Annotated in this window: 11 protein-coding genes; 7 read left to right on the forward strand and 4 right to left on the reverse strand. The window is 59.2% G+C overall.

Annotated features, from left to right (window positions below; genetic code table 11):
• Nucleotides 1–77 precede the first annotated feature (77 nt).
• A complete protein-coding gene (locus RI032_RS06945) occupies nt 78–1004 on the reverse strand; it encodes an XVIPCD domain-containing protein (RefSeq protein ID WP_322548042.1) in 927 nt (308 codons plus the stop codon).
• A gap of 496 nt (nt 1005–1500) precedes the next feature.
• On the opposite strand from RI032_RS06945, the gene RI032_RS06950 reads away from it, so the two are divergent.
• From RI032_RS06950 to RI032_RS06960, 3 genes are all read left to right on the forward strand, one after another.
• Nucleotides 1501–2016, forward strand: a complete 516-nt coding sequence (locus RI032_RS06950) for a hypothetical protein (protein WP_322548043.1) — start codon at nt 1501–1503, stop codon at nt 2014–2016.
• A 138-nt stretch (nt 2017–2154) separates the two neighbouring features.
• On the forward strand, nt 2155–2655 hold the full coding sequence (locus tag RI032_RS06955; RefSeq protein WP_322548044.1) for a hypothetical protein: 501 nt from the start codon (nt 2155–2157) through the stop codon (nt 2653–2655).
• Between the two features lie 11 nt (nt 2656–2666).
• Nucleotides 2667–6488 (forward strand): XVIPCD domain-containing protein, encoded by a 3822-nt coding sequence (locus tag RI032_RS06960; protein WP_322548045.1) that lies wholly within the window; start codon nt 2667–2669, stop codon nt 6486–6488.
• 120 nt (nt 6489–6608) lie between these two features.
• Here RI032_RS06960 and RI032_RS06965 read toward each other — a convergent pair whose 3' ends face one another.
• Entirely contained in the window at nt 6609–7271 is a 663-nt protein-coding gene (locus RI032_RS06965) for a DUF6988 family protein (RefSeq protein ID WP_322548046.1), read from the reverse strand.
• Nucleotides 7272–7402: 131 nt separating this feature from the next.
• On the opposite strand from RI032_RS06965, the gene RI032_RS06970 reads away from it, so the two are divergent.
• The 4 genes from RI032_RS06970 to RI032_RS06985 all read left to right on the forward strand — a co-directional run bounded on the left by RI032_RS06970 (nt 7403) and on the right by RI032_RS06985 (nt 10333).
• On the forward strand, nt 7403–7612 hold the full coding sequence (locus RI032_RS06970; RefSeq protein WP_322548047.1) for a hypothetical protein: 210 nt from the start codon (nt 7403–7405) through the stop codon (nt 7610–7612).
• A 91-nt stretch (nt 7613–7703) separates the two neighbouring features.
• Nucleotides 7704–8129: an energy transducer TonB gene (locus RI032_RS06975; RefSeq protein WP_322548048.1), complete on the forward strand. Its 426-nt coding sequence runs from the start codon at nt 7704–7706 to the stop codon at nt 8127–8129.
• A 457-nt stretch (nt 8130–8586) separates the two neighbouring features.
• Complete coding sequence (locus RI032_RS06980) at nt 8587–8955, forward strand: hypothetical protein (protein ID WP_322548049.1); 369 nt, start codon at nt 8587–8589, stop codon at nt 8953–8955.
• A 634-nt stretch (nt 8956–9589) separates the two neighbouring features.
• A complete protein-coding gene (locus RI032_RS06985) occupies nt 9590–10333 on the forward strand; it encodes an HNH endonuclease (RefSeq protein ID WP_322548050.1) in 744 nt (247 codons plus the stop codon).
• A 300-nt stretch (nt 10334–10633) separates the two neighbouring features.
• Here the strand turns inward: RI032_RS06985 and RI032_RS06990 are convergent, their stop codons facing one another.
• Together RI032_RS06990 and RI032_RS06995 are read right to left on the reverse strand one after the other, a co-directional pair.
• Nucleotides 10634–11833 carry a PP_RS20740 family protein gene (locus tag RI032_RS06990; protein ID WP_322548051.1) on the reverse strand — a complete coding sequence of 400 codons (1200 nt, stop codon included), beginning with the start codon at nt 11831–11833 and terminating at the stop codon, nt 10634–10636.
• A complete protein-coding gene (locus RI032_RS06995) occupies nt 11830–13851 on the reverse strand; it encodes an ATP-binding protein (protein WP_322548052.1) in 2022 nt (673 codons plus the stop codon). Before RI032_RS06995 ends, RI032_RS06990 begins: the two co-directional genes overlap by 4 nt.
• Between the last annotated feature and the right edge of the window lie 17 nt (nt 13852–13868).

Below are 13868 nucleotides of genomic sequence, written 5' to 3' on the forward strand. Positions count from 1 at the left end.
GCTGGCTGGGGTTGCGGGGGAATGGTAGCAGGTGGGGGGCGTGGCGTGCGCCTGCACACGTATGGCAGGCGCGCGGGTTACTGCTCCTTCAACCGCAGCGAATCGGCCACATCGGTCTTGGCCGCCACTTCGGTGGCGATGCTGGCGCGGCGGTGCCCCGGGTCATTACGATCGCCCTGCACGATGAAGATGCTCTCTGCCGCATGGCTGCTCTTCGTTGGCTGGCTGAGCAGCACGTGGTCCACGCGCGAGAGATTGTTCTGCTTGGCCAGCACCAGCAGGCTGGCGCTGATGCGCTGGCTGGCGGCATCGAACGGGCGGCCATGCGCCGCATCCAGTTCGGCCACTTTCTGGATCAGCTGCGAGAACAGACGATGGTCTGGATGCGAGGGATCCAGCAACGTACCGGCCACTTCAATCGGCGTCGGCGGCGGCTCATCGCTGGCGCGGTCGCCCTGGCGATGATGTTCAGCCTCGCGCTCGGGCATCGCGTGATGGGTTTCGGCATTCAGATCGCTGCCCGGGAACGGCGCGGCAATGCACTGGATTTCCGGCAGGTTGAACAGCACCGCGAACTCGCCCAGGTTGCTGCCGCCATCCAGCGGCGCCGGCAGCGGATGCAGGCCGGCGTAGTGCAGCGCGGCCCAGACGAAATCGCTGCAGCGGTTGATGGTGACCGGGCGATCCACATCGAATTCGAACTCGGCCGGTTCCTCGGCGAAGTCGCGCAGGCAGCCGTAATGCTCTTCGGTGATTTCCAGTGTGCGGCTGTAGTACGGGTCCAGATGCTCGTCGGCATCATCGTGGCGCACCTGCGCGTACTGCACGCCAGTGCGGGCTTCGCCTGGTGACTGACGCGGCGGTGCGAAGCCGTAGCTGTGGGCCTCGTCGCCTGCTGCTACCTGCAGGTACATGTGGCCGCGCGGCGAGATGCCCCCGCTCTTCAGTGGGGTGCCGGGGGCGGCCAGATAAAGGGTTGCGGTGTAGCGTGTTGCCTGCTCCATGCCTGTTCAGCCTTGATGGGTGCTGCGGTCCTGGTCGGATGATGGCATAGGTGGGATAGGGGGCAGGTGGAGGTGGCCAGGCAGCGAGCTCCGCTTCCTGAATATGTGAACCAGGAAACAGTACTGGGCCTTCAGGACGCATGCCTCTGGGGAAGTGAGCGCCGGGAACGTATAGTCGGAGGTCACTGAGCAATGGAATTGCCGATGAATCCTGGGCTGGTTTGGCCCCCCGCTCACTTTGCGGCCCCAATCGCATCGTCCCGTCGACACGGCCGGCACGAACTGGTGCGATTTGCACCTGCCTCTCCAAGCGGTGACGCGCGATGCGCGCTATCTCGTCTTGCACTGCTCGAGTCGGCTCGCTGTGCGGAAGTTCGACATGATGGACGCGTAGCTATGAGTCGGCGAGGCTTGCTCCATATTCCTAATGCCCGTCCGTGAAATGCCGCCGGCTGATCTGCCGTCAAAGAGCTCACCGAATGTCCAAGGATCAACCATGCCCCTCTGCTTCGAACCCAGGATCTACTCGTCCTTTGATCCCGTCAGCGAAATCACGATCCCCAGACCACGAATTCTCCCGGGCGAATTGGCGGATGGAACTGTCGTAACGGAGTACCAGTACGCGTTCTATCTTGGTGAAAGGCGCATTGGCGGCCTGGGTTTCCATGGAACGACGCAGTTGGCAGAGATCAATGGGAAAAGAGAGCGAGTATTCACCTTTGACCTCGGCCACGATCGACTGATCACCTCCATGCTCGAGTTCAAGACGATGGTTGGCAACGTCGACAATGACTTCTCGTTCCTACGAGACTTTGCTCAAGGGCTGGTAATGGCATACACCGGCCGGACCGATAACGTCGAGGACCTCAGATATGTCGCAATCACCACCGCGAGTGCACTGGCGATTGCCGGCGTACTCATCCCGGATCAGGTTCTAGTCGCTTCCGATGACCATATTGTGCTTGCCGAAGCCCATGTGCTCGCCAATGCTCACCGAAGGGTGACATCATGAGGAATGGCGGGTTGGTTGAGCCCCGCCAGGCCAGACAAATGGCGGGTATTGAAAGGTTCTCTTCATCATGCGGAGAATATTGCGCCATCATTCACTGGCAAGCCCCGGCGCCTTCATCATCGGAAGCAGGACAAGATCATGCCCATTGAGTTCAGTCCCCAAGCAAGAACCGCTTTCGACGCGTTCAGCGGCGTAACAATCTCGTTCCCAAGAATTGTCGCCTCAGACCTGCCAGATGGAAACGAAATCACGGAATATCAGTACACCTTCCGACGGGGGGAGCAGATCCTTGCAGCCATGTCTGTACTTGGAACCGAGGAACGAAACGCGGAGGGTGATCACTGGGGTTGGAAGTACACACTGGACCTGAGTTCCACTCACACGTTGCAGTTGATAGCCAGGCTCAAATCCGACCTCGGTAATACCGATAACCCAATCGCTTTTCTATGCGCTATTGCGAAGGGCTTGCTGGCTGTCTTCGTCAATCAGACTGACAACTCGACGGATGTCCGTTATGTCGTTCTCACGCGAGCGGACGCAATGAGAGAAGTTGGCATCGAGGTCCCTGAAGGTATCGAGCTCGCAGCGAATGGCCTGATCATTCTGGCCGAGCTATCTGTCCCCGCTCACGTGTTCTGAGGACAGATAGCATGGGGCAGTTCGCATTCGAGGAATTTGCACTAGCCACATTGAAACCGGCAACGAACGTTGCTGATGGCAGTCGACTTTCCGATCATCAGAAGGCTCTCGTTGTTGAGTATCTGACCTCTCCCGGCTCGGGCCCAGATGGATCGACCAGCTACGAGGACTTCGTCAGGGAGAAGATGCGCATCCATCCACCTCGCCTTCCGACAGGTGTCGAGTACATTGCATTCTCAGGAGTCGATGGGAGAAAGATCCCGAATTTCGATAACGCAACCGAGTATCGAAGGAACCTTGAGGGCAGAGCGGCGATCATCGGCGATACACCGTGGGGGCATTACATTGATTCGTTGAACAAGCATCCTGAAAACCATCAGGACTTCTATGCCGTCAAGGACAAGTTCCGAGACTTCATGAGTGCTCGCGGATTCGCTCCCAGGGGCGAGCCCATCAGCGCACTCCAAGACATGATGTGGAACGCAGGCAGTCCCAGGTTCTTCGAGAACGCCATCGCCACAGGCAAGCCCTTGGTGGCATTTGTCGAGAATGCCCAACCCGGGCGTGGTTTTGACAAATTTGAGCTAGCCACAGCCCTCGACCACCCCTCCGTCCGCATCAACGGCTACCCCATAAGTGCCTTCGGGCCTGAGCCGCTGGCCTTCGCAAGCCAGTCCGCCGCCGAGTACCAGGCGCTTGAGCGCAGCCTCGCGCAGCATGCCACCACCAACAGCGCGCATCCCGTCGACGTCGCGCAGGTACGCCTGCATCTCAAGCCCATCGACGGCTATGACGCTGTCAGCAAGACGCTCTTCGAACGACCGCTGCACGACTACAGCGCGTTGAACCTGAGCGAGATGTCGACCACGCGCGCGAACTGGGTCGCCGCGCATGCCAACCTGGGCACAGGACCGCGCCTGTTCGCTGACTTGCCCGAACCACCGTCGCACGCGCCCCTGCAGCCAGGAGCTCCACGCGGCCCTCCCTATGCGGCAGCCGTTGCCGAAGCAGTCGCCGACGTTGCACCGCATGGCGTACATGCCGGAATCAATCCCGCCATCAAGGTTGCCGGCGTTGCAGGCGTCGCACTGCTTGCGCACGACTTCGCCACCTCCGGGCACAAGTGGATTGAGCTGAACTCGAAGGGCAATGCCGCAGGCGCTGATTCCACCGCTGCACACTTCGTGGGCCGCAACGTCGGTGGCGCAGTGGGTGGCTTTCTTGGTGGCGCTGGTGTCGGCCTCGCTTCGGGCTCGTGGACGGGGCCCGGCGCCATTGCAACGGGTATCGGTGGCGGCGTCCTCGGTGCGTATCTCGGCGAACGCTGGGCCGAGCAGAAAGACATTGAACGCGTCTACTCCCAAGTTGACCCGATGGGTCGCACTTGGACGCGCGACCCCGCTGACCCCAATGGGCGCTGGCTGCGAGCCGGCGAACAGCAGCAGGTCCAGAGCACCGACCTGGGCACCGGCGTCGAAGTCCGCCCGGTGCAGACGGCACAGGGTGACGACGTCACCTTCCGCACCAGCTATGTTGCCACCGGCACATTGGAGCGCCAGTTGAACTGGCAGGCGGCCCGGGCCTCGTATGAGTTGGGCTTGTCGAATCCGCCACCCCCACAGAACCCCTACCGGCTGAACGCCAATGGCTTGGCCGAGCCGGCACGAGGCGCCTTCGAGACCGATCGCGCCTTTGTACGCGATGCCAGCTCGGGACAATGGGAACTGGAAATCAAGGAAATGGTGGATGGGCGAGTGCCCAACAGCCGCCACCTGCCAGTCTCGGCGGAGCAGGCACAGGCGCTGGATGAACAGTCGCGCACGGTCATCGCCCAGAACGCATCCAACACCAAAGCCGCGATGGCTGCGCGCTATATGGTTGCTCACGAGCAAGGGCGTTGGAGCGACTTCGGCGACGCGAACAATCCATCCATTCCCCGTGCCGTTCAGGACGCGCAGGCCAGCGCCGACACGTTGAAGGCGAGTGATGGCAATGCCTATACACGGCAGGCGGATGGCCAATGGGTCAGCAAGGGCGTGATCTTTGACAGCGCCGCCAACCGGAACCTGAGCGACGAGCTGGAGATCACCTGGCAAAGCCAGAATGACGGTATCGCCGGGTTGCACGACATCGCCAAGCAGCTCAAGGACACCGCACAGGTTGCACACGAAGGTATTCGCGGCCAGGTGGATGCGCTCTACGCGCGCCATGGCATCGAGCGCACCGAGCAGCAGCTTGCAGCTACAGCCGTCGCGGTGGAGCAGACGCTGAATCTGCAGGGCAGAACAGGCGACGTGGTTCTGGAACTGATGCCAGACCCCCGCACCCACGCGCCCAGCGCAGAAAGTGCCATCGCCACGTTCGGTGACGCCGGCGGAAACCGGATGGTGCTCACCGGCACCACCACCATTGAGGACATTACGCGGGCGCAGTCGCAGCTTCGGCCTGAGGCTTCATTGGCTGCCCAAGGCGCTGCGCCTGCAGATCAGGCGACGACACCCGACGTGCCCGAGCTACGCATTGCTGCGTTGACTGCAAAGGAGCAGGACGCACACCGGCAAGCGCTGCAGGAGGCCAATCGTCAAGGCAGTGCGGCGGTGGATGCGCAGCAGGCAGCGTCTGCGGCCGTGCTGGAGGCGCGAGGGGTGCAGATCGACCCGGTTGAGGCACTGAAGGGCGACAGTGACCTGCAACGAGGTGCGGCAACCAGCGCTGCCGTTGAGCCCGCTCGCCAGCCCGCTCCGGCGCCCGCTCCTGTCATCGCGGCGCCCTCGGCGTCGATTGTTGAGCCAGAGCGTACGCGTCCCTCGCGTGAGAGTGAGCAGCCAGCAGAGAGTCGCCTTGGACGACAAGCCGATTCGGCGCAGCGTGCGGAGGATGCCGCCCGGCAGAACGCTCGGAAGGAGGAGCCGGCACCGACTGCACCAGGAGTGGGCCCTCAAAGTGCCTCGCAGCATGAACCGACTGTGGAGGAGGCCCGTGAAGCTCGGAATGCCTCGGTCGTAGGTACTGCGGCCGGTGCAGGCTCAACCCAGCCAGTTCACATGCAGGCGCACAAGGCTGAGGATCCCGTGCGTGAGGGTAGCGCTGAGCCGCAGAAGCTTGCGAATGTGCTGCAGGCGCAGCCCGCCGTCGCTACAACTCAGGACAAAGCAGAGAAGCCACTGCCGCAACCTTCTGAGAACGAGCAGGCCCCAAGGACCGCGCAGGAGGTCCCGTTGGATCTCCCGGTCCCGCCACCACCGGCCCGGGACAATCCAGGGCTGGAACCTGCAGGCCCCAGAACGGCTGACATTGGCGGGGAAGCTACCCATCAGGCGGCGCTTCCCACTTCCCCTTCAGATGAGGAGCGCGACCTCCCTGAGCATGTAGCGCCGCAGCCGGCCGTTCTGGCGGAAAGCAATCCAATGCAGCCCGGTCATCCCGATCACGCGCTCTATCAGCAAATCCGTGAGGGCGTAGCAGACCTGGACGCCATGCACGGCCGAAGCTTCGATGCGACGAGCGAGAGAATGACGGCCAGCCTGCTGGTTCTGGCCAAGGACAATGATCTGTCCCACGTTGATCACGTGCTCGTAAGCAACGCCACTGCAACGCATCCTGCCGGCCATACCCTCTTCGTGGTGCAGGGCGAGACGAACGATCCTGCCCATCTGCGCGCTTCCATGCCCACCGCAGAGGCTGCGCAGACGCCGGTGGAGGAATCACTGCTGCAGTTTGATTCGGTCAGCAGGGAGGCGCAGCAGCGCGCACTGGCCAATCAGCAGGAACAGCTGTTGCAGGATGAGCGAGCGCAGCAGGATATCCAAGTGCGCGCGGCAAGCATGGGGTGAAGGTCAGGTTCGAGTGCCGGCGGGGCTACCAGTTGGCCCGTGCCCGTCATCTCGCTTCCAAGATGGCAACAAGGGAGGCTGCCAAGGAGCGGTCTCCGCGCCGTTGATGCAGGCCATCGGCTAGCTGGATCTCTCAGACGATGCATCCGCCCGGACGGCGCGGCGTCTGTCTTCGTCGAAGAGCAGACACTCGGCATATGTCTCGTTGAGCCATAGCACCTTCTTCTGCAATTCCGGGACGCCGGTAAGAATGGCGAGGTGCTGCCCCGCCATCATCGAAAGGTTGTTGCTCATCCGGATGACGTTGATCGCCAAAGGCATGGGGACGCCATCGCGACTCCGCCTCATTGCGTGTACCCCTGCGTGTACGAATGAGTTCAGCGGAGCCCAGGCGTGGACCTTCAGCTCGATGAGGTGCGGGAGCAGATTGTCCAGTTCCGCTACTTTCGCGAATGCTTCCAGCATCTTCGAAAGCATCGGCAACATCTGCTCGCTCGTTCCAGCTTCCGGTGGCAGGCACAGCAGCTCAACCTGCTCGTCGGCTGCGCAATGCAGGATCCAGACGGACCGCGTGAAAGCCTCGTACTGGCAGCGCATCAATGCCATCGCAGAGGCCGCCATACCGGCCTGCAGCAGCGTGCGAAGGGCGTCTGCGTGTTCAAGGCTCAGCAAAGCTGCGTCCACTGACGCCAACAATCTGGACGAGTCCTCCGCCAGCGGATGATCGACCGTAGAGAGGATCGCCTGGCGAAGCAGCGCGGATCGATTGAGCAGGTCTTCCATGACGATGACTCCTGGTATCGGCGGGTGGAGCATATCCAGCGGAGGGAGCTGTCCGCCAGAGCGCATGCGCGACGGGTCCCATGCCTTGAGACCGCTCCGGGCCATTCTCCCCTCTCCACCGGAGGATGCCCATGACCAGAATCGACCCCACATGGCTGGAAGCCTTCGACAAAGAGCTCCTCCACCTGTTCGCCATCGACCACAGCGATGCCGGCATGGATGAGTACCTGCTGGGCTGCTACGCAGACCTCCCACCGCGCGGAGCAGCACTGGCGTTCGGCAGCGACTACGACCTGGAGCGCGACGATGCGCTGTGGCCACGGCCTGGCGCGCATATGTGATCCGCGCAGAAATCCCGCACGCCGGCATTCAAGGCAAGCGATGCCAGGGGATGGCCGCTATGCTGGCAGCGCACCGGAATGGAAACCACGTATGCCCCGCTTCAACACCGCCCTGGCACTGAACCTCGCTCTGATGCTGCTGGGTGCTACACCTGCCATGGCCATGGCGGCAGACCCGCAGGTCTCCACTGAAGTGTTCGTAGAGCGCGGCGACAACCCCACCTTCGAGCTGCGGCAGGCGCCTGCCGTTGTGTATTCAACGGCCCCTGCCACGCCGCCCGATACCTTGCTGCAGGTTCCCATGGCGGTGTTGTTGGTTGCTCAGCTGGATGAGCTGGGTCACGTTTCCAACGTGATGGTGGTGCGGTCCAGCGGGCTGCGGGAGCTCGATCGTGCGGCCTTTACCGCAGTGGACCAGTGGCGTTTCGAACCGGTCGTGGTTGAGGGCGTCGCGCGGCATGCGCGGGTTCGGGTGCGTTTGAGCTTCGTACCCTCGGCCGAGGTGCCGCCCGGCTGAGCCGCTGGTCCAATCTGTCGCGATTGGCCCTACGCCGTGGCCCTGACTGCAGGCATTTCTGCGCTTGGGGCCAATAACGCCAAGCCCTCCAAGACCGTTGCAGCGCAATCGTTTGCTGGCTTAACACCGTGTGCGACAATGCCGAAAGCGTCAGGACTGGCAATCGTCGGTTCTGCAGTTTTCTTGGCATTTGGTTACTGCACGGGTATCTCTTGGCGTGCCACCGGAAAAGGGTGGCGCGGGGTTCGAAAGCCCGTTCAGTAACCTTGTGTTTTGCGCTTGTCAGCCGGCGTCACCTTTTGTGTGGCGCCGGCTGGCAATCCGTTCGCGTTCCATGGCGGGCGGTGCGTGGGGGTCTTCGGACCCACCGGCTTGGTTACTGTCCGGCTTTCGAACCACGCATCGTCCGCCGCCTTTATTAGGTGGCGCTGCTATCTGTCCTGTACGGAGCATTGCCATGAACACATCGGACTTCCGTTCCCTGCACGCGCAGTACGATCCGGACAACGCCGAGACCGAGCGCGAACCGTCCGTCGATCCCAACGCCTTCGTCGCCACGCTGCACCGCATCGGCACCGGTGCGGCCGCGGACGGCCAACCTTGGCCGGAGCGGCATCAACTGCCTGGGCGGTGTCTTCAGCTAGCGGATGCAGATTGCGCGTTGGCCGGGCTGCGTGTGGTGGCGGAGCTGATGTTGGCTGCGGAGCGGACTCGGCAGAACGGTGCGCCCGAGGAGTATCTGGGGGACCGGGTGATGGAGGGGTTGAAGATGGCGTGTGTGGCGTTGACTGCGCAGGTGACTGAGCGGCTGCACGTGCGGGAGTAGTGCCCAAGGTTTGAACCTCAAACGATAGGCTGCGAGCTGTCGTTGCGGCCCCATTCTCCGTCCGCCCCTGATCTGCAGGACTTCCCATGAAGTCTCTGACGTACGCATTACTGTGTTTGGCAGCGCTGATTGGTTCAGCGCTCGCCCACTTCCACCTGCCAAAAGGCCATTTGGAGCTGAAGACCTACCCCAAGGTCTCGGCCACAGAGTTTGCTGTCATGCGCAAGGAGGCCCTAAGCCTAGCGGCTGAAGAAGCAGCCCTCGGTGCCGGGCGCTTTGAAGCGAGGTACTTCGAACTCACTTGCCGAGGTGAGCCCGCTCTGCTGGTGGAAAATTCCTCATCACAGTTGCTCATCCTAGGCTTCACAGGCCGAGCCGGTGAGACGCCTTGCATTCAACCTCTACTCCAGCGCTGGAGTAGCCGACTACTTCCGGCCGACTAGGGCTTTGCAACTTAACTCCAAATACGAAGCCTACCGACGGGCCTGATCAGACTGCGGTTTGCGCTGACACGCGACGCTCTACCGTTCCAAGCCATTAGCGGCTCATTGCGTCGTTTACGGCATACTTCCCCAAGGTCGCCGCGTGAGGTCGCGGAAAGGGGGAGGCTGTGAGTAGGTGGACTGAAGACGAATTGGCTGCTGCAGTCGAGGCGTATCGCCAAATGGAGGCGCGCCTCACCGGTGGATTGAGCCTTGAGAAGGCCAGGGTCTATCGGGAGCTGGCAGCCCACTACGGACGCACGCCCAAGGCGTGGGAGTACCGCATGCAGAACATTTCCCATGTTCTGGATCAGGCAGGCAGGCCTTGGCTACCCGGACTTCTTCCAGCATCGAACGTGGGTGCAAAGGTTGAGCCGAAACTTGCCAAGCTCCTCGGGCTTTCGGATGAGACGCTCACGTCGGTCTCTGGTCCTACAAGGGGTCTGTTGGAGCAGGAGGCCAAAGCGGCGGAGGCATCTGGCAGTTTCTCCCCAACAGACGGGGTGGACGAGAGGCAGCGTGTGCTGGCAGCTATCGTTCGGCGCCGCGGGCAGCCTGCCTTCCGTAAGGCACTGCTGGACGCATACGGCGGCTGCTGTGCGATGACGGGATGCAATGTGGTCGATGCGCTTGAGGCGGCTCACATCCAGCCCTACTCAGGCCTAAAGAGCAACGATGCCAGGAACGGTCTTTTGCTCCGTGCCGATGTGCACACTCTGTTCGATCTATATCTAGTAACCATCAACCCCGATTCCCTGCGGATCGCCGTGGCGCCCACTCTGCAGAACTCTGCTTACTTAGAGTTGGAGGGCCGTCGGCTGGCTGCCCCCATGCCAGGTGAACTGGCAGCCTGCCTAGAGTCGCTTGCTTGGCATCGCTCGCAATGCCCCTGGTAGAAAGAGAATTCGCGAGCATTGATTTTCATTTATCTGATAGCTCAGCCTCACCCCGGGAATGAGATGTTTCGCGTGAGCGGACGCGAGCTCACCAGTGCCAAAATTCTCAGTAATGAGTTATAAGGCGAACGGATTTTCAGGGTCTGCGCTTGAAAAATAAGTCTAAGAGGGCTATTTCGGCGGGCGATCCGTCGCCATTCACAGATGATGTGCGACTGTTAATCGCACATCGGCCGGCGACTTGAAACTAGGCCTGCCAAGCAGCAACCATGCGGTGTAGTTATTTAATCCAACTTCCGCCTACACGACATGAGGCCTAAATCCATGTGCACCTAGCCATTCACGGTATTTTGAAACATCGTAATTCCCAGCCGCCAAAAGAGCTTCTGTTTGCTCGACGAGATTCACAAGAACAGCTCGATCATTGACAACAGCATCAACATCCACAGTCGCACCTGCCTTGCGTACAATCTGAATAGCACTTGCCATCTCAATCGCAGGTATTTCGATATTATTTTGCTGCTCCGCAGAAATCATAATTTTCTCCCTGGGCGTAACTCTGAATACAACAGAGAGCATATCTAGACTCTTCGATTCGACTCTATAGGCGCAACAGCTTGCCAACTCCACCGACGCGGGATCTTGAATTTGATTGTGAAGCAAATGCAAGAGATATTTACCCAACCCAACCGCAAATATTTTTATCAGCGGATCCCCGGCGACCTTCCAGTACCGCTCCACATCCTTGGCAATACAGATGTCAACCCCAATGAGTTCCGCGAGCTTCTCGGAGAACTCCGGACCAAGCTCTATATTCTTCCGCAATGGAGGGGAGAACTTCCCTTCCGCCTTGCCAAGGAAATCAGGATGCACCCTCGTAGTCATCATGAATAGCCATGGAGTTGCGTACCCCCTTTGATGCAGTACTATTTTCTCGATGACATCAAAGATCCCGGGGCCGGCGGTGTCTGCCCCGAGATGATCACAGAGATCAATATTAATTACATCGAACTTCCCATAGGACTCCATGATCCGGTAAACATGAGATCGTTTTTCCGCAATATCTTGCAGTCTATCGGGTAGCGTCCTGGAGTCATCAGTGATTATTTTTTCCTGCCGCAGGACAGATTCAGCATTTATCTGACTTCCAGCATCCCCCATCCCGGGCTTTCTAGAGTTAAATCCGAGAAGCCTAACTTTTCCGCCCCTTCGCTTCACCGATTCGCCGATTACCCTGACATCAAACATGTCTTCTCCAGGAAGCGAAAGATAGCCGAGATCCCTACCTTGCGCCTTCCCCAATCGCTCTACCTGCAACAACCATTGTTTTTCCCGAACAAATTGCTTTACGGGATGGTGCCATGGTTTGAAGTCGGATCTTTTCCTGGCAGAGACAATCTCTTCGGCAACGTCGACCTCCGCCGCCTCGCCATAAACAGTCTCTTGGTCAATCTCGTCCAGAGGATCCAGACCTTGGCCGTTTGGGTCAGCCTGCATCATTTCGATTCCACTCCATAGAATACCTGCAAGATTGCTGCAATCAGATTCTCCTGCTCTGCGTATTCAAGCCCCTGCAGAACGTCGTAGGCGAGAAGGACTTGGACCAGCGCAGCCACCTTGCTTTCGCCTTGGCCCGCAGGCATTTGTTGAAGCGCTTTTACTGAAGTCAACGTGGCCCTATGCAGCGCAACATTACCCATACTTCTGGCGCTTTGCACACCCACTTCGTCGGAAATCGTAACCTCAGGCGGAACATCATCCGACTGCCGCCCGCTCCAAACCGTTCTCACAAACTTATCGAGAGCGCTAATTTCTGCAGCGGCCTTGGTCCCGAGCCGCTCTTTTCTCAACTTGGAAGCCAAGTCTTTGTGCTTATTAGTAAGCTGGCGGATGGAGCGCTGAACCCAGCCAGCCACGAGCTGAACATGCGGATGGGAGAAGTTAAAGGACTCCCTATCAATATTCAGCGCCGCGTCCAGCCCTCGGCGAATAAATATCTCTGACGTAATCTGACGAAGGCGAGTCAGCTCTGAAACCTGATAATTAAAGAAAGTTGGATCAAATGCGGCACCACTCGCCCCCCGTATTCGCACCAAAACGCCATTATTCTCCTTCGGTACAATCCTTCCCGTCCAGAATGCGTACCCCTCCAATGACAACCCCCCTCCACGCCTATCTACCGATATCTTACTGAGATCCGGGTTATAGCTCCCAACGAACAAGAGAGACTTGGAGAGATTTTTCTCACCAGCGGGGAGATACTTAAACCGAACGGGGTGCTTAATCTCAACCGAATCAATGAACACCCTAAAGCCGCCGCCGGCCTGCGCCAGCCCATCAACTAGCTCTTTGTTGCCTGGAGCGCGCTCCTTGACGGCTTGCCGCACTGTCTCACCGGGCATCATTTTTACTTCGGTAGCCTGGCCCTTTGCCTCGTTTGATATCCAGAAAAGATCAAAGTTCTCTGATGCCTTCAGATCAAATGGGTGCTTATCAACATATCGAACGGGCGCAGATAGCCCCAACGTCCAGAGCATATTAAGGTAAGCGTCAAGCGTCGCAGCAAGATCAGGCCGATCCTTTTTGTCCCCCTGCTTTTCGACAGCATCCATCAGCGCAGCCATTCTATCGCTAGGATCAGTGTCTTCAGTCCACGGGAAGTTTGGTCCAATTTCTACAGTTGATGCTTCACCAGGGGGAGAAGCACCGATCCAACCCGAATGAAATACTGGGCGCTGAACTCGAATCGCATTGGCAGTCTCTTTATCGCCAACGCTTATGGCACGCTCACGCTCGAACACCTTGGCCCATCGATCAGAATCCCTTAGCAAGTCCCGAACACGCGGCTTGACGTCCTCGAGTATGAGGTCGGTTCCGTGAGAATCTACGTCTTCCGCGGGCTGGCTGACCACCTCCACAACGCCACTGATGTAGTTATCGTCACCTTCCGCAGAAGCATGATCCAGCTCTGTCCCGTCTTCCGTGTAGGTTCTAAGCGAGATCTCAGCAATCAGGCGATAGTCCTGGCCCTTAACCTTCGTAACAATTCGAAAGCGACGCGCGAGCTGGCTAATTGAGAACAGTCCAATACCGATCTTTCCAATCAGTTGGCGGCCACCCGGGGACTTATCAACATCGCCACCAGTTACGCCAAGCCCTTCGCCCTTGGCGCTTCTCTTTGCACTACCGCCAATATTTTTAATCAGATGAGATAAGGTTTCGAACGACATGCCGTTTCCGTCATCTCGAACATATACTCGGCCGAATCGAGGAGCGTCGGTGAGAATGGTCACCTGCGTAGCGTCTGCATCCCAAGCATTAGATATCAACTCTCGAAGAGCCGAAGCGGGCTCTCGATAGATGCCATCCGTGACCCTTGCAATTACCCGATCACTTGCCTGGAGATGCGTTCTAACCGGTCTTCCAGCAACACTTGGATCGGACAAATATGAAGCAAGAGCACCTTGCTCTTCGATGTATTCGACCTCATCCATCCGATTCTTTACGTCGTTCGTCATATCCCACTCCATTGGCG

It is taken from the genome of Stenotrophomonas geniculata, assembly GCF_034508895.1.
GTDB lineage: Bacteria > Pseudomonadota > Gammaproteobacteria > Xanthomonadales > Xanthomonadaceae > Stenotrophomonas > Stenotrophomonas geniculata.

Coding starts and splice junctions, on each gene's coding strand:
- RI032_RS06975 (WP_322548048.1), top strand. CDS start 7,704: ATGCCCCGCTTCAACACCGCCCTGGCACTGAACCTCGCTCTGATGCTG.
- RI032_RS06955 (WP_322548044.1), top strand. CDS start 2,155: ATGCCCATTGAGTTCAGTCCCCAAGCAAGAACCGCTTTCGACGCGTTC.
- RI032_RS06950 (WP_322548043.1), top strand. CDS start 1,501: ATGCCCCTCTGCTTCGAACCCAGGATCTACTCGTCCTTTGATCCCGTC.
- RI032_RS06990 (WP_322548051.1), bottom strand. CDS start 11,833: ATGATGCAGGCTGACCCAAACGGCCAAGGTCTGGATCCTCTGGACGAG.
- RI032_RS06965 (WP_322548046.1), bottom strand. CDS start 7,271: ATGGAAGACCTGCTCAATCGATCCGCGCTGCTTCGCCAGGCGATCCTC.
- RI032_RS06945 (WP_322548042.1), bottom strand. CDS start 1,004: ATGGAGCAGGCAACACGCTACACCGCAACCCTTTATCTGGCCGCCCCC.
- RI032_RS06960 (WP_322548045.1), top strand. CDS start 2,667: ATGGGGCAGTTCGCATTCGAGGAATTTGCACTAGCCACATTGAAACCG.
- RI032_RS06995 (WP_322548052.1), bottom strand. CDS start 13,851: ATGACGAACGACGTAAAGAATCGGATGGATGAGGTCGAATACATCGAA.
- RI032_RS06980 (WP_322548049.1), top strand. CDS start 8,587: ATGAACACATCGGACTTCCGTTCCCTGCACGCGCAGTACGATCCGGAC.
- RI032_RS06970 (WP_322548047.1), top strand. CDS start 7,403: ATGACCAGAATCGACCCCACATGGCTGGAAGCCTTCGACAAAGAGCTC.